Raw genomic sequence first — 21,213 nt, forward strand, 5'->3', positions numbered from 1 at the left:
ACCGTTAGACAGACCGCCACTTCTCTAGAACCCAAGTAACCATGACGACAACACTCAGCGATCAACCCATCGCTCCCAACGCCAAACGGCTCCTATGGGCCGGATTCATGGCCATCCTCGCCGCCGGTGTAGGTTTTGCCATCCGCAACGGCATCAATGCCGCGTGGAGCCAGGAATTCGGCTTCACGAACCTCCAGAAGGGTTTGATCGGCGGGGCCGGATTCTCCGGTTTCTGTTTCGGCATCATCATCGGCGGGGTGATCGTGGACCGGATCGGATACGGGAAGCTCATCATCTCGGCCTTCCTCTTCCACGTGTTGTCAGCAGTGGTGACCCTGATGCCGAATGGCGGCATGGAGCAGCAGACCGCCTTCCTGCTCCTCTTCACCGGCACCTTCATTTTCTCTCTCGCCAACGGCACCCTGGAAGCGGTGGCGAATCCGTTGGTCGCGACATTGTTCCCGAACAACCGCACGCACTATCTCAATATCCTGCATGCCTCGTGGCCGCTGGGCATGATCCTGGGAGCCCTGATCACTCTGGCCGTGGGCAACCAATGGAGCTGGAAAGCCCAGCTCGGACTCTACCTGCTGCCCACCGTGATCTACGGTTTCATGTTCATGGGGCAGAAGTTCCCGAGATCGGACGCCTCCGCTTCCGGTCTGTCCCTGGGTGAAATGATGAAGGAAGTGGGTATCCTCGGAGCGAGTGTTGCCGGTTTCCTTCTCTACCTCTTCACGCGTGATGCCGTGGGAGAAAACATCCTCGCCGGTCTGACCAATTCGGATTTCTTCACCGGCGACTCCTGGAATTACATTTCCATGGCGGTGGGCGCGGGCTTTGTCCTGTGGGTTGCGGTGATCACGAAGTTCGCGATCGGCCACTGGCTGCTGTTCGTCCTCTTCATCGCCCACGCGATCCTCGGTTCGCTTGAACTCGGCACGGATTCCTGGATCGAGAACATCAACGGCACGATCCTCACGCCGGAGCTTGGCAAGATCCTCTTCATCTTCGCCTGTGCGATCATGTTCGGCCTTCGCTTCTGCTCCCACTGGATCGAGGACAAGCTGAAGCTCTCGCCGATTGCGATCCTGTTCTCCTGCTCGCTCTTCGCCATCGCGGGCCTCTACCTGGCCGCTGGTGCGACCGGGGTCACCGCCGCCTTCGGCGCGATGTTCATCTACAGCATCGGCAAGACGTTCTTCTGGCCGACCATGCTGGCGGTGGTGGGCGACCGCTTCCCGCGCACGGGTGCGGTGGCGATGTCGATCATGGGCGGCATCGGGATGCTTTCCGTCGGCCAGCTCGGCGGCCCGGGCCTCGGCTATGCAAAGGACCGCTTCACCGCGGAGCACATGGAGGAAAGCGGCTACGGTGAGGTGCTTCAGGCCAACAAGGCCGAGAAGCCCAGCTCCTGGATGGGCTTTGCCGAAGTGACGGCGCTCGACGGCAAGAAGCTCGAGGAAGCCAAGCACCTCAAAAAGGAAGATCGCACGGCGGAGCAGCAGGCCATGGTGGAAAGCGAGATCGCGGGCAGCCGCAAGACACTCCGCCACGACGCCATCCTGCCCATCGGCATGGCGGTCATCTATCTTCTCCTGCTGATCTATTTCAAGGCGACCGGAGGATACAAGGCGCTCCGCATCACCCCGGAAGAAGCCTCGGGCGGCGTGAAAGGACCCGCCGGGTTCTGATCCTTGCCTGGTCCCGATCTTTCAAAGCGCGGTCCCGTCCGGGGCCGCGCTTTTTTTGTCGGGCCAGCGTTCAGGGCATGCCGGTCTCGTCCACGCCGGCGCTGTCGGTGCCGAATTTTTCCTTCAGCTCCACGCGGCGCATCGCGTTCTCGGCCTTGAGTTCCTGGATCTGGATGGCCCAGCGGTTCATCTGCCACTGGTGGAGGAACCACAGGCCGGTCGCCAGCATGCCGGTCAGCATGATCCAGGTGGCCCATGCGGCGGAAAGCGGCAGCCATCCATCAATGTCTTTCACATGACCTGCCACGACGACGAGCGACTCGACGCCGGCAAGGATACCGCAGGCCACGATCGTGTTGCTTTCATTCCGCACGAACCAATAGACCGCCGCACCGAGGAAGAAGATGTTCGGGATGATCCACATGGTCAGCAGCAGCATCGGGCTGCCGAGCAGCATGCCACCGTTGAATCTCCCGCCGTCCGCTAGATTTGCGGCATTCAGGGCGGGCGCGCCCATCGTGCACCCGAGCCAGATGGAGGCGACGAAGAGGAAAAGCTGCTTGAGGAGCCAGCCCACGCCGCTGGCAAACACGTCGCCGAAATCGATCTTCACACTTTCACGCTGGGCGGAAAGAGGGCGTCAGGGAAGTAGAGAGATACGCCATTTTTCCACCATCCGCAGCATGGACTCCTCGCCGGTCAGCTCCGCCACGCCATCGAGCGGCACCCAGCGCAGGTCGTGGGATTCATCGCTCACGGTGTAGGCGGTGCTGCCGGTGGCGCGCAGCAGGTAGCGCACGTCGTAGTGCAGGTGCTCCGGGTCGCCCTTGCGCGCGGGGATGGGGTGGATGTCCAGGTCGAAGATCCCGCTGCCGACCGGCTCGAAGTCACTGAGGCCGGATTCCTCGCGGGCTTCCTTCAGCGCCACGGCGAGCACGTCCGGATCACCGTCGGCATGGCCACCGAGTTGCAGCCAGCGGTCGAGCTTCGCATGATGCGTCAGCAGCACCTGCGAGCCATCCGCGCTCACGATCCATGCCGAGCCGGTCACGTGGCCGATGGCCAGCGAGCGCTCGAAGCAATCCGCCTCCGCCGCGACGAAGCCGGCGAAGCGCTGCACCGTCTCCGTCTCATCCGGGTGCTTCGCGGCGTAGGCGGCGAGTTGGTCGAGCAGGGGCTGGCGGTGCATGGCGCGGACGCTGCCCGCTCGCCACGGAATTGCAACGAAAGCTTCGCAGCGTTTTCACCCGCCCGTCGCACTCCCTTCTCCCGCCTCCGCCGGAATCCTGCCGCAACCCATCCACGCCATGAATCCCGATTACTGGACCGAACATTTCCGCCGCAATGCCGAGCACCGGCCCGAGCCGGACTGGGACGCGCCCGTGAGTCTGCGCGGGCCGGCCCTCTCGAAGCTGGTGAAGTCGCTGCAGCAATTCCAGCTCGGCGACGGTGGCGGCCCCGCCTACCTCATCGCGTGGAATCGCGAGCGGCTGCTCGGCTCGGACGCGAAGCTGAAGTCGCTGGTCGATGTCTGGTTCGCGGAGGAGCGGGAGCACTCGCGGCTGCTGGGCAGCGCGCTGAAGCGCTTCTTCGCCCGCGAGATCCGGGATCACTGGAGCTTCAGCCTTTTCTGCGGCGTGCGGCGGATGGCGGGCGTGCGCTTCGAGCTCTACGCGCTGCTGCTCACCGAGATCGTCAGCCACGTTTACTACAAGATGATGCGGAAGCACGTGAACGACCGCGCGGTGCGGGAGATGTGCGCGCTCATCATCCGCGACGAGGCCGGGCACATCGCCTTCCATCGCGCGCGGCTCACTGCGGAGAACCGCCGCTTTGGCAAGGTGTGGGAAGCCTTCTTCCGCATGCGCGGTCTCGCTGCCGGGACGGTGCTGTGGATGAATCACCGCGGCGCGCTGCGGGCCTCCGGTGCGACCGATGCGGAATTCTACCGCGGCATCTGGCAGGGCATGGACAATTTCATCCGCGGCCTGCGTGGCGATCTCGAGCGGATGCGTGCCGGTGCGGCAATGAAGCCGTGCTCACAGATGGTCGCGGAGTGCGCGTGAGGGGACTGCGCCTCACTCGCCCTTGTCTTCCTCCAGCGCCTTCAGGCCTTCCTTCGCGGCGGCCACGCTTTCCTCGTCGGCCTTCAGCTCGATGAGCTTCTTGTAGGCGGCGGTTGCCTCGGTCTTCTTGCCACGCGCTCGGTGCGCCTCGGCGAGATTCATCAGGATGAGCGGATCCTCCGGAGCCTTCTCCGCGGCCACTTTCAGCAGGCGATAGGACTCGTCCTTGTCGCCCTTCGCATCGGCCAAGGCGGCGAGCAGATTGTAGGCAAAGGGATGCTCGGGGAAGGCGGCGACGGTCGCATCCAGCAGCTCCTTGCACAGCGCGTCGGCTTCCTCCGTCTCCGCCTGGAAGAGCGGCGCGGTGTAGCCCTGGATCGACTCCGGGACGAAGGTGGATGCCGGTGAGGGCAGGTCCGCATTGGCCGTCCACTTCAGCTTCGCATCAGGCGCGCTGGAAATCTTCAGGATCTCCCGGAGCGTCGCCACGGATGACTTCGCGTCGTCCATGCGGAACTGCACCTGCGCGAGGCCGAAGCCGATATCGAGCCGCTGCGGGAAGCGGCGGAAGCCCTCCGTGGTGAGCGCGAGCGCCTTCTTCCGCAGCGAGGGATCAAGCTCGCCATTCGTGGTGATGCTGCCGACTTCCTCGTTCGTATCGGTGTCGCGGATCGAGGGCTCGCCCTTGGCGGCGGGCTTCGTGGAGAGATTCACCATGCCGGCGAATTGCCACCAGTAGTTCGAGGCGAGCGCGTAGTAGTCGGGATTTTCCTTCTCGGACTCCGCGGTCTCATCGAGGAATTTCACCATCTCCGCGTGGTGGTCGATCTTGCGGATTTTTTCGAAGTCGCCGCGGAAATCACCGAGGGCGACGCCGGGCAGGACGAGGGAAAGGGCGAGCAGGAGGGGCAGGCGCATGGGCGGCGAAGATAGATCAAAATACCGCCGTCCGCGCGGAATCTTTTCGGGCACTCATGAAAATGAATTCGCCGATTGCCGTTGATCGCCGGGCGGGATCTCCGCGAGGCTTCCGGCATGCCGGTCACCGGCCCAAAGGAATTCTTCCAAGGCATCCTGGAGCGTGAATCGCTGCGGCCGGACCTGAACCGCGCGATCCGCGGGACGGTGGCATTCATGGTGCCGCTGTGTGTCGCGCTCTTCGGCGGCATCCCGGTGGATCTGGTCTTCCCGTGCATCGCCGCGCACACCATCGCGCTGGTGGATGTCCGCGGGGCATACTCGCTGCGGCTGGGCCTGCTGCTCGCGATGAGCGCGGTGCTGGCCATCGCGACCGCGCTGGGGGTGCTGGGCATGGAGAGCCTGCCGCTCGCGGTGCTGGGCTGCGTGCTGGTGAGCCTGGCGGGCGGGCTGTGGCGTCACCTGAGCAGCGAGCACGGGCCGGGGCTGGCGATCGGCACCGGCCTCATGTTCCTCATCTCGCTCTCGCCGCACACCACCCGGCCGGATGCGATCCATCCCGCGCTCGGTGCCTTGGCGGGCGGGCTCTTCGGCGTGCTGCTGCAGGTGCTCGGCTGGCCATTCCACCCGCAGCATCCGCTGCGCCGCACGGTGGCGGAGAGCTGGCTCGCGCTGGCGGACCTGCTCGATGCGCTGGCGATGGAGGGAGAGGGGCGGCACGAGGCGATCGTGCACCGGCAGGCCGATCTGCGGACCACGCTGAATCAGACGCAGGCGGTGCTCGCGGAAGCGAATGCGTTGCCCGGAAAGCTGCCGTATCACCTGGAGCGGCTGAATCTCGCCGCAGCGCGCCTGACGCTGCGGGTGATCGTGCTGAATACCTCGCTGGAGGCGGCGATGACGCGCGGTGCCTCGTCTTCCTCCGCGCCGCTCGCCGCGGGATTCGCGCCCGTGCTGGCATCGCTGTCGAATTCCGCGCGCATGGTGGCGCTCGCCGTGGTGTCGCGGCAGGCGTCGCACCTCGCGGCATTCGAAGTGCGGCTCGCGCGTCTGGAGAATCTGCTCGCGGTGCTGCGTTCGCAGATCCGGTCGCGTCTCGGCGATGATGCGGCGGGCGGACAGCTCGACGACATCCTGCGGCAGATCGAGGAGCAATTGCCCGCGCTCCGCGAGGCGCTGGGCGCGACGCTCGACCGGGCGAGCGAGCGCGGGGCATTCTCGCTGGAGCTCTTCGATCTCCACACCCTCACGTTGCGGCCGCTCGCCGCGTCGCTGAACCTGCGGGGCAGGATCGATCCCGCGCTCGTGCGCCACACCGCGCGCATGGTGGTGCTGGTGGCAGCGGGGGTGATCGTCTTCAAGGTGCTGGAGATCCCGCACGGCTACTGGCTGCCCTTCTCGATGATCGTGGTCTTGCAGCCGGACTTCGGCTCGACGCGGAAGCGCGCCGCGGAGCGCATGCTGGGCACGCTGGCGGGCGGCATCATCGCGAGCAGCGTGCTGTGGCTGCATCCGCCGCTCGGCGTGCTGCTCGCCGCGGTGGCGGTGACCATCGCGCTCTTCTCCTACTACGTGAAGCGTAGTTACGGCATCGCGGTGATCTTCATCACGCTGAATGTGGTGCTGCTGCTGGAGGCACATCAGACGGTGACGCTGGCGATCACGCTGGAGCGGCTGGGCTGCACGCTGGCGGGCGGGTCGCTGGCACTCATCGCCGCGCTGATCTTCTGGCCGGTGTGGGAGCGGCAGCGCTTCCCGGAGATCATGGGGAAGGCGCTGGGGGCGAACCTCGGCTACCTGCGCGAGGTGGTCATGCGCTTGGAAGACGGGCGTCCGCATGACGAGGAGCTGCTGCAACACCGGCGCACCGCGGAGTCGGCGAATAGCGAGGTCTTCTCCTCGCTGCGCCGCATGACCGCCGACCCGAGAAGCCGTCGCGATGGGCTGGAGCAGGCGGCCGCGCTGGCGAATGGGAACCAGCGCGTGACCAATGCGCTGTCCGTGGTGACGGTGCATCTGAATGACCAGCGCACGCGCCATCCCGAGCTGCTCGCGCGCTTCCTCGGGATCTGCACGGAGGGCTTTGGCGCTCTGCAGCCGGGAGCGGCGGGACTGGATGCCGCGCTCGCTTCCCTGGAGGCCTTCACGCTGCCGGAGATCGATGCCGACCATCGCGATGCCACGCGTTTCCGCGAGCCATGGGTGTATCCGCAGCTCGCCCGCATCGTCACGGAGCTGGCGGCGATGCTGCTGGCGGCGAAGGGCCGCGTGCCGTGACCCGCGGTTGAAAGTGCCCGGGCCGTGGGCAAGTATCCCGCGAAATGACAGCTCCCCGCATTCTCCTCGCGCTGCTGGCGATCGGCGCGTTGGCGCAGGCCGCGCCGCCGAACATCGTCTTCATCCTCGCCGATGACATGGGCTACGGAGACCCGCGGCATGCGGGCGGGAAGGCACCCACGCCCCACATCGACCGGCTCGCGGCGGAGGGCATGCGCTTCACCGACGCGCACACGTCCTCGTCCGTCTGCACGCCCACGCGCTACGGGCTGATGACGGGCCGCTACAACTGGCGCTCCACGCTGAAGCAGGGAGTGCTGCAGGGGAACAGCCAGCCGCTGCTGGAGAAGGACCGCACGACCGTCGCGGAATTCCTGAAGTACGAAGGATATAGTACTTCGGTGGTCGGCAAGTGGCACCTGGGGCTCGGCTGGTCGCGGCTGCCGCGGAACCGCAAGGCGGACAGCGGCCCGACCGAGGGCACGGGATGGGGGCTGGACTATCGCGGGAAGCTGCCGCGCGGCCCGCTGGCGGAGGGCTTTGACGAGAGCTTCATCATCCCGGCGTCGCTGGACATGGGGCCCTTCCTCTACCTGCGGGATGACAAGCCGACGGCCATCCCGAGCGTGACGAAGACGTGGCTGCGGCCGGGTGCGGCGGCGGCGGACTTCGAGGCGGTGAAGTGCCTGCCGGATTTCGCGCGGGAGTCGCGGGACTTCATCCGCCGCAGCGCGGAGGCAAAGGACAAGCCCTTCTTCCTCTACCTGCCGCTGACGAGCCCGCACACGCCCATCGTGCCCGGCGCGGAGTGGAAGGGGAAATCCGGCATCGGCGACTATGGCGATTTCCTTATGGAGACGGATTGGGTGGTCGGCGAGGTGCTCGCGGAGCTGGAGGCGCAGGGCGTGGCGAGGCACACGCTGGTGATCTTCACGTCCGACAATGGCTTCGCGCCCTATGCGGACCTGAAGGCGCAGCTCGAGAAGGGCCACAAGCCGCTGGGTGACCTGCGCGGGACGAAGGCGGACATCTTCGAGGGCGGGCATCGCGTGCCCTTCCTGGTGCGCTGGCCGGAGGTGGTGAAGGCGGGCGGGACTTCCTCCGCGACCATCTGTCTGAATGACTTCTTCGCCACTGCGGCGGATGCTGTCGGGAAGCTCTCAAGCATCGCGCCGACCGCGGCGGAGGATAGCTTTTCGCTGATGCCTTTGCTGAAGGGCGAGGGTGGATATGCGAGGGGCTTCACCATTCATCATTCGGCGAAGGGGGCCTTCGCGATCCGGCAGGGGAGCTGGAAGCTCTGCCTGTGCCCGGACTCCGGCGGGTGGTCGGACCCGAAGCCGGACTCGGCGGAGGCAAAGGAGCTCTATCCGGTGCAGCTCTACGATCTGGAGAAGGATCCGGCGGAGAAGGTGAACCTCGCGGAGAAGGAACCGGAACGGGTGAAGGAGATGGCCGCGCTGCTTGCCAAGGCGATCCGGGAAGGACGCACGACGCCAGGGCCGAAGCAGGAGAACGATGGCGAGGCGATCGTGTTTCCGGAGCGGGTGCGGGGGTTGTTGCCGGTGCTGGGGGAGTAGGTTTCTTGGCGGAAGCTGCCGGAGGCGGAGCGCTGGCTTTAGCCGGCGAGTGTCCTTCGCTTGGACTGGTGGATTTTTTCAACCGCAGATGGACACGGATGAACGCAGATGAAGAAGGGATGGTGGGGAAGAGGTGATTGGGTGATTGGGTGATTGGGTGAGGAGGTGGAAGGTGGAAGGTGGAAGGTGGAAGGGGACGAAGCGGATATGGGATAGATGTGATGGCGGGGTTGGGTGATCGGGGTTCTCAGGGCCAAGGGCCCGGCCATTCCTCAGCCCGGGCCATCGGCCCGGGTGTGGACGGGGAAATGATGGCGGCCTGAAAGGTCGCGATACGTGTCGGTGGGTCTCGACCGGAAGGAAGACGACGAGGCGATGGCCATGCGATGCGTGAAGGCGTTCCGTGCGAGTGGCGAGTGGCGTTCTTGATCGAGCGGCCTGCCACGTATCGCGGCCCTTCAGGCCGCCGGGTTGTGCCGGGCTTTTACCCCGGGCGATGCCCGGAGCTGAGGGATGGCCGGGCCTTTGGCCCTGGGAAGGCGAAGGTCGGAGGTCGGAGGTCGGAGGTCGGAGGTCGGAGGTCGGAACGAGCCGGATAGTGCCGGAGGCGGAGCGCTGGCTTTAGCCGGCGAGTGTCCTTCGCCAAGGCCCGACTCAATCTCTCAATTCCTCAATGCCCAATCACCTCCCCATCCCTTCTTCATCTGTGTGCATCAGTGTTGATCTGTGGTTGGAGAATGCAGCAGTCGGGGTGACTCGGGCGGAATGAATTCCGCGTTCCCAGTGGGGGCGATACGGACGGTGGTGGTGAGGCGGGCTTTGATGGATGACTCGGGCCGGTCTAATGACCGGCGCTCCCAGGGGGGCACGAAAAAGCCGCTCCGGCCTGGATGCCGGAGCGGCTCGTGGATCCAACCTCGAACCCTATGAGGTGGGAGTTACTTCGTCACCGAGAGGCGACCGAAGAGCTTGTTGCCCACGGCAAGCGCGCGCGGGATCTGGACGGTGATGTCATCCGCAGCGGTGCCGTTGTCGGCGATCGTGACGATGACGCCATTCGCATCCGTGCCACCGGTGGTGCCGAGGACCACATCGGTCCAGCCGTTCAGCGTGCTGCCGTACTGGATGGCCTGGCTGGCCACGCTCGTGCTGGCGTCGTCACGACGACGGAAGGTGAGCGTGAGGTAGTTCGCATCCAGGGTGGAGGCGGGCAGGATGGAGCGGTCGCCGGCGAGCGGGTTGCCATCAAGGAAGAACTCGATGACGTTCGCGATGCCGTCGTGGTCCGGGTCATCGTTCGGGCCGTTTTCCTTGCCCGGGGTGCCGTCGAGGCCCATGGACGCTGCCCATGCATCGAAGCCAGCGACGCCCTCGATGACGAGGCTGCCGGGGCCGGAGAAGTAGGCGCCGTAGGTCGGGTGGGTGGTATCGTAGGTGCCCGGGCCGACATTGGTGCCGCCGAGGACGAGGGCGCCGACGACGTCATCCACGTCTGCCGTGAGCTCCAGCACCGCGCCGGTGGCGATGGTGACGGTGGAGGTATCGGCGAGTGCGGAGGCGGCGAGGACGAGCTTGCCTTCGCTGACGGTCGTGTTGCCGGTGTAGGCCGTTGCCGCGGTCAGCGTCTGGGTGCCGGTGCCGACCTTCACGAGGGCGAGCGGGGCGGCGGCGCCGTCCCGGATCACGCCGGCGTAGCTGGTGCTGGCATTGCCGGAGCCCACGGTGATGGTGGCCGGGGTGCTGGCGTGGTAGTTGCCGATGGCACCGCCCGCGCCTGCCAGGCTGGCGAAGCTCTGGTTGTAGCCGTCGAGCTTCAGGATCGCGCTGTCAACGACGAGCGGGCCGGTGCTGAAGGCCTGCGCCTTGCCCGCGGTGACATATGACGTCGAGGCACCGGTCACCTTCGTGGAGGCGTAGGTGTTCTGGCCCGGGGTGGTCGGGTTGACGATTACCGTGCCGGTGTTCGCATTGAACTCGGCCTGGTGGTCACCGGTGATCGGACCGCTGATGGTGAAGTTCGAGTTGAACTGCGCCATGATGGTCGCCGGGGCCGTCAGCGTCACGCTGCCTGACCAGGTGGCCGTGGCATTGCCAGCGAGACGGAGCGCGCCGGGGAAGCCTGGTTCACCCGATCCCGTGCCGGCGATTTCCACCGGCTGGTTGTAGGGATCGGTGCTGGTGAAGGCCAGAAGCTGCGCTCCGGAGAGGACCTGCACCTTTGACGCTCCGCCGAAGGAAGCCTCGCCCAGACGGGCGTCCACGCGGCCCTTTTCTACCCGCACGATGCCGGTGAACTCCTCGCTCAGGGTGAGGTTGCCGGTGACGATGGATTGGGTAGGCGAGATCACGAGATCGCCGGCACCCCGGATGGAGGTGGGCATGGTGCCCGTCGCCGCATTGACCGCCTGGTTCACCCGCAGGGTGGTTCCGGCAGCCAGATCGAGCTGCATGTTGCCGAAGAGGCCGTTGGAGATCCCGTTGCCGAATTGGACGGTGCCTTCATTGACTTTGAACTCTCCGCCCGACGTGTTGGTGGCCGGGGTGAGGATCAGGGTGGCCGGGCCGTTCTTGATGAAGGTGCCGTATCCGTCGATCGAGCCCGGGAAGGTGGTGGTCTCGGCCGGGTGGAAGATCATCGTGCCACTGTTCATCAGGTTGCCGCCGACGCTGCCGCTGACGGTGCCATTGCCGAACTGCATCGTCCCGTAGTCCACGGTGGTGGTGCCGGTGGTGGGATTCTGCGTGAGCAGGGTCACCTTGCTGCCGCCCAGGTGGCGGATCGGGGCATTGCCGCCGATCGATCCGGTGCCGCTCAGGGTGTAGTTCTTGCTCTCGTTGGAGAAGGTGACGCTCTGCGGGGTCACGGCGGCATCGAGCACCACGCTGACCTCGGGGCCGCCGGTGACGGTGTCGTTGAAGAGCACCACGTCGCCATTGAGATACTTCTCCGTGGCGGAGAGCAGGCTCCAGTTGGTGGTGGTGTTGACGTCCCAGACATTGCCGGAGTTGCCGCGCCAGACGAGCGGGTTCACGGCGGTGACGCGCAGGGTCAGGGCGTGGTTGACGGTGTCATCCACCAGGTTTGCCACGATGCTGCGCGGCAGCGTGCCGAGCTGGAAGGCCGACAGTCCTGCGCCACCGATCGAGCCACCTTCCGGGTAGGCGATCAGCGGGAAGTCATTGACGCCGAAAACACCATTGATGTTCAGAGAGACCGTGCCGGTCGGGTTGAGGCTGTCCGTCGTGTAGATCGCGGGGCTGATGCCGTTGTACACGTCGAGGTTGTTGATGGAGATGCTGGAGCCACCGGAGAGGTTCAGGTCCTTGATCCGCCATTCCGCGGAGGGGCTTCCATTCACGGCCAGTGCGGCACCGGAGGCCACGTTGACCGGTCCCGGCAGCGAGTTGCCGGTGGTCACCTGGAGCGTGCCTGCATTGACCTGCGCGCCGCCGAGGGTGGAGGTATTGGCCGCGAGGTTGAGCGTGCCCGCGCCGCTCTTCGTCAGGACGCCCGTTCCATTGAGCGGGGTCTGGATGCCGACGTTGAAGCCGTTCGTGTCGAAGTTCAGGCCGCCGTCCTGGACGTTCACGTAAACGCGGCCCGCCACGTTGGTGCTGAGCTTGAAGAAGTCGGGCTGCTCGACGAGCGCCTTGATGGTGCCGCCGTTGGCATTGACCATGTTCTTCGCGGCGGTCGAGGTGTCGCTGCCCTTGACGATGTATTGGGTCGAGAGGGTGCCGCCGTTCAGGTTCAGCGAGCCGATGATGCCGGACTGGGCGGTATTGTCATCGCGGCCGATAGTGATGAAATCACTGACCGTGAGCGAAGAGGTGCCGCCCATGGTGAAGGAGGCCTCGGCAGCAGGCACCGGCGGCTCGGAGGTGGTGTTCGCGCCGCGGCCGATGTGAGCGACGGTGAGTTCCTTCAGGGTCAGCGCGGCATTGTCCGTGAGCGAGATGCTCGAGACGCCGCCATTCGCGTTGCCGCCGAAGTCACCGGTCTTCCACTTGGAAGTCGGTGCGGAGAAAACGCTGTTGCCGGAGAGGCTGACGGTGGCATTGCCATTCGAGCCGCCACCGATGACGTGGGTGCCCGGGGTCGTCACGTTGACGGTGCCGCCGGTCATGGCGAGCGTGCCGGTGGTGCCCACGATGCCGACGTTGATGGTGCCGGCGAGGTTGAGTTCGCCGCCGCTCATCTGGAGCAGGCCGGCATCGGCGTAGCCGACGCGGACATTCGTGCCGCCGGTGATATTGAGCGTGCCGCCGCTGATGGAGAGGCGGTTGTTGTTCGCGCCCGATGCCGTGGTGCCGAGGTTCGTGGTGCCGAAGCCCAGGCGGACCTCGTTGTACTTGTCGAAGGTGACGTTGCCGCCTTCCAGCAGGATGGCGGAGTTCCGCGAGACCAGGATGTCCGAAGCGGCGGTCGCGTGGGTCTTCGTGAAGGTGGCCGTGCCGCTGGTGATGCGGAAGGTGTCACCGGTGACGCCGGATGCGACCAAGTTCTCGCCACCCTTGCCGAACCAGACGCTGCGCAGACGGCGGTCGTCGGCGGAGGAGTTTCCGGTGGCGGTGGAGATGACGTTCATCGTGCCACCTGCGAGATTGTAGGTGGAGCCGAGGGCGCCTCCGCCGTCGGAGATGAAGAAGCCGCGGGTGGTGGTGGAATTGAGGGTTCCTCCCGTGTGGTTGAAAACTCCGGTCGTGGACGGATTGGCCACGATGAAGTATTCACCGGTCTGGTTGAGCTGGCCGCCGCTCAGGTTGAAGACGCCGTTGTTCAGGAAACGGCCCGATCCCGTGATCACATTGACGATGCCGGTGCCGGAGATCGTGGTGGTGCCGGCGCCCTGGCGGCTCCAGTTGCCGGCGGGGACGTTGGTCGGATTCGGCGTGCTGGTGTCGATGAGGATATTATCCGCGACGCCGGGTGCGGCGGTGGCGGGTGCGCCTGCGACATTCCAGTTGGCAGGCAAGTTGGAGACATTGCTCGTGGCACCGGTCCACGTGTAGTCCAGGGCGTGGAGGCTGGTGGTGGTGGCGAGGCACCCCGCGAGGGAGGCGACGTACAGCGGGAGACGGCTATCTGTGGTGGATAGAGGCAATCTTGATTTCATGGGCTCGAGGTCACAATGGCAGGTTGCTCCGCCGGGCAGGTGCTCCGGCGCTAGCGACACGTCCCGTGAAGGCCCGACCACGGCCGGACCCTCAAAGTGCGCGCCGTTCCATGCCCCCCGTTTCCCTAGGGTTTAAAAAATCGTCCCTTTGTTAGGTGACGGAGATGTCACTCTGCACGAGTCACAGGTGCTTTAAGCAGCGATGTGCCGATTTTCCGGAAGGCCAGATCGCCTCCCGTGCGGTTGCTGACCAGCAGGCCCTTCACCGGGGCCGGGTGCTTCAGCCAGATGCTGGCGATCACGGGTGCCTGGGCGGTGCCGCCATCGTGCATCGTGACCCGGCCATCCATGCCGTAGCAGACCGTGAGCTGGTGATCCCACAGGGCGCAGACCGGAGTGGGTGGGGAAATCACCCCGCCGCCCCTGAGCTGCCACCGGTGGGTATTCATCGCCTCGGCCACGAGGCTGAAGATTTCATTTCCCTCGGGATCCACGATGGCGATCGACTCGAAGCCATCCATCCGCTGCACCTTGTCGTAGGTCCAGACGGGAGGCCTGAGCAGGAAGGAGAAGACGTAAACCGAGCCCGTGCCGCCCGGATCATGCGGCGCGAGCGGTGCGAGCAGGCGACGGGCACCGCCGGAGGTATCGAGGCCCATCTTGATGACGGTGGGCGTCTTCGTCTCCTCGAGCACCTGCCACTTTTCCCCGAGTTCCGGGGTGTGCTCCGAGAGCAGGGTGCCCTCGGGCGACTCGAAATCATCGCGGAAGAGCGCCAGCTCCTCGGGAAGCCCGGAGCGGAAGGGGATGAAGGGCCGGGCGGTGGGGGTGAGCGTGCCGTCGCCCTCCAGCCGGATCGCTTCTCCGGAGCTGATCTTCGTGGTGCCGTTGCTGCCGTGCGGGCGGAGCTCCACGCTTCCGGAATTCACCTCCACCAGTGCTGCCTGGTCCGGGAGAATCTGGCAGATGAATTGGCCATCCGTGCCGCGGATCTCGCCGCCGGGTGCCTCCACCTTGAAAGTGCGACCGCCGGGGGTGACCTGGAATGACCCGCGGCCATCGAAAAGCCGGATGTCTCCTTGGGTATTCACCAGCTCGATGGCGGCGGGGCCCTCGAAGTGCGCGAGCACGCCCTTCCCGAGCTGGATGGCGGCGGTGCCACGCTCGAGGCGGAGAAGTTCGCCGGGTGACCACCGGTCGCGATTCTCGCGCTGGGCGATGGTGATGCGGCTGTCCGCGCTGGCGGTGATCGGCGGGCTGGCCACGAGATTTCCTGCGGGGGCCGGGCGATTCGCGATCCAGAATCCGGCGGTGACCACGGCGGCGAGCGCTGCCACGGCGGCGGCCACTTTCCCAAAGGGGCTGGACTTCTGCTTCGGACGGGCCGTGAGGGAGCCGGGGGCGAAGGCACCGCGGGCGTCCTCACGCTCGCCCAGGAGCTGGTCCAGCAGCATCAGGTCATAGCAGGCCTCGCGCGCGGCGGGGTCCTCGGTCAGCAGGGTGCGCAGGGCCTCCTCATCCTCGGGCGAGAGGTCGCCTTCGATCCACGCATTCACCAGTTGGTCCGCCTTCGATCTCATTCGTGTGCTTCCAGAAGTCGTTGACGCACGCACTGCCGGAGTGCGGTGCGGAGTTGGAACAGCCTGGCCTTCAATGTGCCGACGCTGCGGTTGGTGGATTTCGCGTGGACCTCCAGCGAGCCCTCGGACCAGTAGCGGTGCCGGATGAGCTCCAGGTCCTTCGCGCTCAGGCGCTCCATGCAGCGGGCGAGGGCCACCCGGCGCTCGGGCAGCTCGTCCACGGCGGCGGGTAGCTCGGTCGCGAAGCGCTCCAGCAGGCCGTCATCGAGCGGCAGGTGCTGCCGGCGTCTCAGCTTGCGGAGGTGGGACTTCACCTCGAAGTCCGCCACGCGGTAGGCCCAGTTCCGGAAATTCGTCCCCGGAGTGAAGTCATCCCGCTTTCGCCACAGGGTGATATTCACGGCCTGCCGGATGTCCTCCGCGAGGTGGGCATCCCCACACAGCATCCTGATGAAAACGAACAAGTCGGCCTGGCAATTCGTCATCGAAGTGACGAATTCCTCCAGGTCCCGGGCATCTTGACGTTGATCCACCTTTGTTCCTACGACTTTGGTTCGCGGCAGGTTTAAGCGAAGTTCGCCAGCGGTCGCGAATTTTTTCCGCCGCTTGCCATTCCGCCGCACGCCGGTGGTGCGAGGGGCGGCTGCCACGTCCTATTTCCTATTCCTTGCTGCTCAGCGCCTCCACGGCCAGCAGGCAGGCGGCGGTGCGGGTCTCCACATTCAGCGCGGTGAAGATCTCCAGGACGTGCTTTTTCACCGTGCTCTCGCTGATGCCGAGGATGGTGGCGATGTCGCCATTCGTCTTTCCCTGCGCGAGCCATAGCAGGGTCTCCGCGACGCGCGGGGTGAGGTCGTAGGCCGTTTCAAGCGGCGCGGAGGAGCTGAAGTCGGGGTCGAAGGTGGCGACCGCCGTCTGCCCGGCGCGTGTGAGGCGGGAGGAGATGGCGTCCAGCAGGTCGGCCTTGGCGACGGGCTTCGTGAGGTAATCGTCTGCCCCGAGATTCATGCCGGAGCGGATGTCCGGCTTCTCGCCCTTCGCCGTCAGGAAGATGAAGGGGGTGGCCCGCGTGGCGGAGTCGGCACGCAGCTCGCGCAGCACGCCGTAGCCATCCAGCTCCGGCATCATCACGTCGCAGAGGATGAGGTCCGGCTTTTCCCGCAGCGCGGCCTCCACGCCGACGCGGCCGTTTTCCGCGACGACCGGGTGGTACTGCTCCATCCGCAGGATGGTCGCGAGATTGCGGCGCATCTCGGGCTCGTCTTCGATGATGAGGATCGTCTTTTTCATATCGGTCAGGCTGGGGAAAAGGGGATCTGGACGGTGAAGGTGGTGCCGCCATTTTCGGAACTCTCGACGGAGATGGTGCCGCGGTGCAGCTCCACGCTCTGCCTCACGATCACCAGGCCGAGGCCGGTGCCGGGTGTCTGCCCGACATTCGACCCGCGGCGGAATGCCTCGAAGAGCCCGGGCAAATCCTGCTCCGGGATGCCGATGCCGCGGTCGCGGACGTGGAAGACGAGCGCGCCATCCTCGCACGCTGCGCGGAAGGTCACCGTGGCCCCGTCGGGGGAATACTTCACGGCATTGCTCAGGAGGTTCAGCAGGATGTGGCGCAGCAGGCTCTCGTCGGCGAGCGCCTCCGGCGGCAGGGCACGCGTGGAGAAGTCGATGGGGCAGCGCGCGTCGGTGGTGGAGCGGACTTCATCCACCATGCGCCGGCACAGCGCGCCGAGGTCGAGCGGGCGGGGGACGAATTCCATGCGTCCGGAATCGAGGCGGCCTAACAGAAGGACATCCTCCATGAGCCCGGCCATGCGGCGGGAGTTCTTGATGATGGAGACGAGCTGCTCGCGGCGCTCCGCGGGGTCGAGCTGGTCGAGGTAGTCGTCCAGGATCTCCGCGGACGATTGGATGATGCCCAGCGGCGTGCGGAACTCGTGCGAGACCATGGAGACGAAGTTGCTCTTGAGCTGGCTCAGCTCGCGCTCGCGCTCCAGCGAGCGCTTCAGCTCCTCCTCGGCGCGCTTCCGCTCGGACATGTCGATCACCACGGCCTGCATGTAGTTCTTGTCGCCCTGCGGGATGCGGCTCAGCACGACCTCGATCCAGATGTCCCGGCCGTCCGCATGGCGGTGGGTCCAGTCAAAGCGCGCGGTGCCGGTGGCGAGGCACTTCGCGATCTCGCGCTTCGCCACCACTTCCGAGAGCTCGCCATTCGGCTGATACTCCGGCGCCAGCTCCGAGGGATGCCGCCCGATGAAGAAGGATGGCTCCTGGCCAAACATCGCCGCGGCGGCGGGATTCACCTCGGAGAAGAACGTGTGCTCATCATGCAGCATCACGCCCTGGCGCGACTCCTCGAAGAGAGTGCGGAATTTCTTCTCCGACGACCGCAGCGCCTCCTCGGCGCGCTTGCGGATGGAGATGTCCTGCGTGATGCCCCACAGCTCGTACTGGCCGCCCTCGCGCTCGATGAGCATGCCGCTGATGGTGATCTGCACGCGGTGCCCGTCGCGGTGGACATACTCCTTTTCGAAGGGGCCGAAGTGCCCGTTCACCTTCACCGACTCCAGGATCGCGCTCTCGTCGTTGTTGTACTCCGGCGGTGTGATGTCCCAGTAGCTCATGCGCTCCACCTCTTCCCGCGTGTAGCCCACGACCTGGGCGAAGGAGGAATTCACCTGGAGGAAATTCCCCTCCCAATCGACGCGGGCCATGCCGACGGGCGAGTGCTCGAAGAGCGCCTTGAAGCGCTTCTCGGACTCGCGGAGCTCGGTGGTGCGCTCGGCGAATTTCGACTCAAGCGATTGGTTCAGCTCCTGGATGGCGATCTCGGCCTGCTTGCGCGCGGTGTCGTCTTCATGGACGCAGACGACCTCGACGAGCTGGCCGGTATCGGGATCGACCACCGGGAACATGGTGGAGCCGATCCAGCGGAGGCCCTTGGAAGCGCGGCCCTCGCCCACGCGCATCTCGAAGGGGATGGAGGGAATGCTGACCACCTCGCCGGCGAAGGCGCGCTCGATGTGCCCGCGCAGTCCCGCGGCGGCGAGCTGGGGATCCTGCAGGATATTGAACTCGCTGAGGTCCGGCACGACCGGCTCGAAGAGCCTGCGGAAGGCGGCATTCACCCGACGGCTCGCCCCGTCAGGCGCGAAGATCTGGATGCTGATGGGTGCCTGCTCGAAGACGCGGGTCCACCGCGACTCGGAGACGCGCAGGTCTTCCTCGATGCGCTTGCTGCGCTCGACATTCCGCGTGGTGGTCAGGATGACTTTCCGCCCGTCCGCCTCCAGCACGGTGGCGACGATGTCCACGCGGGTGATGATGCCGTCGAGCCGCTTCATCAGCCAGTCGAAGCGGTGGCTGCCCTTCTCAAGAGTGAGCCGCGTGTGGTCCACCACGGCCTCGGTGGAGAGCTGGCCATCCGACTGATACTCGGGCGCGAGCGACGGCGGCGAAAGCCCGAGCGCCTCCAGCCGGTCCTTTGCCCCGATCGCCTCGGCGGATGCGTCGTTGCAATCGATGAAGCGGCCGGTCTCCGGGTCGATGAGCGTCATCGCATCCGCACTGCGCTCGAAGAGCACGCGGAACCAATCGCCCCCCATGGCCGAGGGCGGCAGTGTCTGGCCGGGATGCGATTCCATGGAGTCTTTATGGGACGGATTCCCATCCTTGTGAAGACAGCGCGATTGCACCTTTCGGCCCATTTACGCGGTGAAGCCGAAATCGACACCGGCGGCCGGTGCGGCTGGCCTTGCTGATTTGGAGAGACAAGCAATCATCCGCCTGTTAAGTCGGCTGGCATGATAAGATGCTTGGTCATCCCCCTTGTTGTGCTGTTTTCCCAAGCGTGGGGGGATGACTATGTCTTCCTGTTTCAAGGCAAGGAGTACGAGCGGAAACCTCAGCCGGTCTTCGGGGTTCCGGGTGCGCCAACCGCAGGTGACGTGCTGTGGGTATGGAATTTCCCCGTGGTATTGGCTGGTCCCGGGCGATACGAATTCCGGCTGGGTAACAAGGAGGGCACGGTGTTGCTGGGGCGACTGCCGGGGGAGGAAGCCGAGAAGCCGGTGGGTGTGAGGGTGGTTGAGGATTACGAAGATGATAAGACCATCCTGCTCGATCCCCTTTCCGGGATGAAGCCGGAGGAGAAGGCAGGGTTGAGGGCGGTGGTGCTGGAGGAAATGCCAGAGAAGCCGGATGCCGCATTGCAGGGCATCGATTGGTCGCAGGCGGCGCTGGTGGTGAGCGAGACGTTTTCAAACGACGAGGAGCAGACGTTGCGCGACTTGCCTGCCGGGCTGAAGTACTTGGCGTTCGATATCGACTCGAGTCCCAGCTTGAAGGATGTTTCCAGGCTTTCAAAGGCGACGGAGCTTCTGTGGCTGAGGCTTCACCATTTCATGGCAGTGAATGCCGATGTGATGGCAGGGATGTCGAAGCTGAGGCTATTCGACGCCGGATGGGCGGATCTAGAGAATGTCCCGGCGCTTGGTGCCTTGAAGGAGATGCGGGAACTCCATCTCGGAGGGGTTGATGGAGTGGAGGAGCTGGGATTTGTTTCGACCATGCCGGAGCTGAGGCGCTTGAGCGTTGAGCGGACGGCGATCACCAGTCTGCAGTCATTGGAAGGCTTGAAGAAGCTGGAAGAAGTCCATGCCTCCGAGACGAGGGTGAAGACCTTGCCGCCCCCCGCCGGCGTGCCTTCCTTGAGGCGTCTCACGCTGCTTTCGGCATCCGTGCCGGAGGCCCGGGTCGATGAGTTCCGCAAGGCATTGCCAGATTGCCAGGTGGATTCCTCCTGGCATGCTGCGCTGGCGTCCGCATTGAAGGACGTTGACCGGCTCAGGGTGAGGACTGGTGGCACCTGCCACCGGAACATCGAGAAGGAAGAGACCTTGTTCGAAGTGGTGGATGCCGCGGAAATCCAGCGGCTGGTGGGCTCGTGGAAAGTGGAGGATCAGGAGTCCGGCTTCCATTGCATGTGCTGCGGGGAGCCATCGCTGGAGTTTTACAAGGGGGGCAAGCTGATCACCACGCTGGGCTTCCACCATGGGCGCAGCTTGCGGTGGCCGGAGGGATGGCCGGGCGATGCCTTGCTGACGATCGTCGCTTCGGACTCGATCTGCGACTTCCTGGAGCGGAACGGCTATGACGAGCCGAAGAAGGAGCTGGAGAAATCGCGCAAGCGTGAAGCCGCTCACAACCGGTTGATGTCGGCTTACGCCCAGCTCGTTGACGAGACCGTGCTGGAGCAATTCAAAAAGGCGTTCCAAGGGGCTGGAGATCCCGAAGAGGTGGCAGTGAAGGCATGGCCGGATCCGGAGGAGCGGGCCGCGCGCTTGTTCGCGCTCTACGGTGCCCTGCCCGATGCCACATGGAGGCTATCGGCGGGCTATGACGAGCCTTTGCGGGAGGGCCTGCTCGCGAAGGTGGAAACGAAGACGGCGGTGAATCTCGTGAAGCGGGAGGATGCGACGGAGCAACTGCTGCAGGGATTCAGCAGGTGGGCATTTTTCGGGAAAGAGGGATCGGACTTTCTCAAGGCTCTGGAAGGGGAATCCATGAGCAAGCTCGGTGCATGGGCTCTCGCGCATCCGCGGGAGGACAATCGGGAGGAGGCTCTCCACATGCTTGCTACCCGGCTCGATGACCCGGTGGCAAAGTCGCTCTTGTTGGATTTCCTGGCGGGCAAGATCGAGGCGCGGACGATCGCTGGCGATGCTGCCGCGGAGCCGGACGGGAGTGTGACTTATCTGCCGCATCAGGAAACGCCTCCTGAAGGCGCTGGAGAGAAAGCCCTCTGCGCGTGGCTGCTTTCAAAACATCAGGTCGCGGAGGCCAGGCCGCTGATAGAGAAACTCCACGCCGACGCCACGGGACCGGACAAGGAGGCTTATGGAAAGTCGCTGAAGCACTACGAAACCAAGTGACGTCCGGCCCTGCGGTGGTGTCATCGACGATCTGATGTCCGC

The 21,213-nt window shown here is 65.2% G+C and carries 13 protein-coding genes; 5 read left to right on the forward strand and 8 right to left on the reverse strand.

Annotated features, from left to right (window positions below; all coding sequences use genetic code 11):
• The first annotated feature begins 107 nt into the window (after positions 1-107).
• Positions 108-1,694, forward strand: coding sequence for an MFS transporter (locus OKA04_RS23695; protein WP_264503713.1), 1,587 nt, complete (start codon positions 108-110; stop codon positions 1,692-1,694).
• Between the two features lie 70 nt (positions 1,695-1,764).
• On the opposite strand, the gene OKA04_RS23700 is transcribed toward OKA04_RS23695, so the two are convergent.
• Entirely contained in the window at positions 1,765-2,307 is a 543-nt protein-coding gene (locus OKA04_RS23700) for a hypothetical protein (RefSeq protein WP_264503714.1), read from the reverse strand.
• A 27-nt stretch (positions 2,308-2,334) separates the two neighbouring features.
• Positions 2,335-2,883 (reverse strand): NUDIX hydrolase, encoded by a 549-nt coding sequence (locus OKA04_RS23705; protein ID WP_264503715.1) that lies wholly within the window; start codon positions 2,881-2,883, stop codon positions 2,335-2,337.
• Between the two features lie 118 nt (positions 2,884-3,001).
• On the opposite strand from OKA04_RS23705, the gene OKA04_RS23710 reads away from it, so the two are divergent.
• On the forward strand, positions 3,002-3,760 hold the full coding sequence (locus OKA04_RS23710; protein ID WP_264503716.1) for a hypothetical protein: 759 nt from the start codon (positions 3,002-3,004) through the stop codon (positions 3,758-3,760).
• A gap of 12 nt (positions 3,761-3,772) precedes the next feature.
• Here OKA04_RS23710 and OKA04_RS23715 read toward each other — a convergent pair whose 3' ends face one another.
• Positions 3,773-4,678, reverse strand: a complete 906-nt coding sequence (locus tag OKA04_RS23715; RefSeq protein ID WP_264503717.1) for a hypothetical protein — start codon at positions 4,676-4,678, stop codon at positions 3,773-3,775.
• A 75-nt stretch (positions 4,679-4,753) separates the two neighbouring features.
• Between OKA04_RS23715 and OKA04_RS23720 the strand changes: the two genes are divergently transcribed.
• Entirely contained in the window at positions 4,754-6,955 is a 2,202-nt protein-coding gene (locus OKA04_RS23720; protein WP_264503718.1) for an FUSC family protein, read from the forward strand.
• Between the two features lie 44 nt (positions 6,956-6,999).
• Positions 7,000-8,535 (forward strand): sulfatase family protein, encoded by a 1,536-nt coding sequence (locus OKA04_RS23725; RefSeq protein ID WP_264503719.1) that lies wholly within the window; start codon positions 7,000-7,002, stop codon positions 8,533-8,535.
• A 938-nt stretch (positions 8,536-9,473) separates the two neighbouring features.
• On the opposite strand, the gene OKA04_RS23730 is transcribed toward OKA04_RS23725, so the two are convergent.
• The 5 genes from OKA04_RS23730 to OKA04_RS23750 all read right to left on the reverse strand — a co-directional run bounded on the left by OKA04_RS23730 (position 9,474) and on the right by OKA04_RS23750 (position 18,882).
• Positions 9,474-13,652 carry a beta strand repeat-containing protein gene (locus OKA04_RS23730; RefSeq protein ID WP_264503720.1) on the reverse strand — a complete coding sequence of 1,393 codons (4,179 nt, stop codon included), beginning with the start codon at positions 13,650-13,652 and terminating at the stop codon, positions 9,474-9,476.
• Between the two features lie 167 nt (positions 13,653-13,819).
• On the reverse strand, positions 13,820-15,232 hold the full coding sequence (locus OKA04_RS23735) for a hypothetical protein (protein ID WP_264503721.1): 1,413 nt from the start codon (positions 15,230-15,232) through the stop codon (positions 13,820-13,822).
• Complete coding sequence (locus tag OKA04_RS23740) at positions 15,229-15,765, reverse strand: sigma-70 family RNA polymerase sigma factor (protein WP_264503722.1); 537 nt, start codon at positions 15,763-15,765, stop codon at positions 15,229-15,231. The genes OKA04_RS23735 and OKA04_RS23740 overlap by 4 nt, the downstream gene beginning before the upstream one ends.
• Positions 15,766-15,892: 127 nt before the next feature.
• Complete coding sequence (locus OKA04_RS23745) at positions 15,893-16,522, reverse strand: response regulator transcription factor (protein ID WP_264503723.1); 630 nt, start codon at positions 16,520-16,522, stop codon at positions 15,893-15,895.
• A 5-nt stretch (positions 16,523-16,527) separates the two neighbouring features.
• On the reverse strand, positions 16,528-18,882 hold the full coding sequence (locus tag OKA04_RS23750) for a sensor histidine kinase (RefSeq protein ID WP_264503724.1): 2,355 nt from the start codon (positions 18,880-18,882) through the stop codon (positions 16,528-16,530).
• 189 nt (positions 18,883-19,071) lie between these two features.
• Here OKA04_RS23750 and OKA04_RS23755 point away from each other — a divergent pair, with 189 nt between their 5' ends.
• On the forward strand, positions 19,072-21,171 hold the full coding sequence (locus OKA04_RS23755; protein WP_264503725.1) for a leucine-rich repeat domain-containing protein: 2,100 nt from the start codon (positions 19,072-19,074) through the stop codon (positions 21,169-21,171).
• The last annotated feature ends 42 nt before the right edge of the window (positions 21,172-21,213 follow it).

This window comes from Luteolibacter flavescens (genome assembly GCF_025950085.1).
GTDB lineage: Bacteria > Verrucomicrobiota > Verrucomicrobiia > Verrucomicrobiales > Akkermansiaceae > Haloferula > Haloferula flavescens.

Bases quoted from the DNA above. Each gene is read 5' to 3' on its own strand.
- OKA04_RS23695 (WP_264503713.1), top strand. From the start codon at position 108: ATGGCCATCCTCGCCGCCGGTGTAGGTTTTGCCATCCGCAACGGCATC.
- OKA04_RS23705 (WP_264503715.1), bottom strand. From the start codon at position 2,883: ATGCACCGCCAGCCCCTGCTCGACCAACTCGCCGCCTACGCCGCGAAG.
- OKA04_RS23710 (WP_264503716.1), top strand. From the start codon at position 3,002: ATGAATCCCGATTACTGGACCGAACATTTCCGCCGCAATGCCGAGCAC.
- OKA04_RS23715 (WP_264503717.1), bottom strand. From the start codon at position 4,678: ATGCGCCTGCCCCTCCTGCTCGCCCTTTCCCTCGTCCTGCCCGGCGTC.
- OKA04_RS23725 (WP_264503719.1), top strand. From the start codon at position 7,000: ATGACAGCTCCCCGCATTCTCCTCGCGCTGCTGGCGATCGGCGCGTTG.
- OKA04_RS23730 (WP_264503720.1), bottom strand. From the start codon at position 13,652: ATGAAATCAAGATTGCCTCTATCCACCACAGATAGCCGTCTCCCGCTG.
- OKA04_RS23735 (WP_264503721.1), bottom strand. From the start codon at position 15,232: ATGAGATCGAAGGCGGACCAACTGGTGAATGCGTGGATCGAAGGCGAC.
- OKA04_RS23745 (WP_264503723.1), bottom strand. From the start codon at position 16,522: ATGAAAAAGACGATCCTCATCATCGAAGACGAGCCCGAGATGCGCCGC.
- OKA04_RS23750 (WP_264503724.1), bottom strand. From the start codon at position 18,882: ATGGAATCGCATCCCGGCCAGACACTGCCGCCCTCGGCCATGGGGGGC.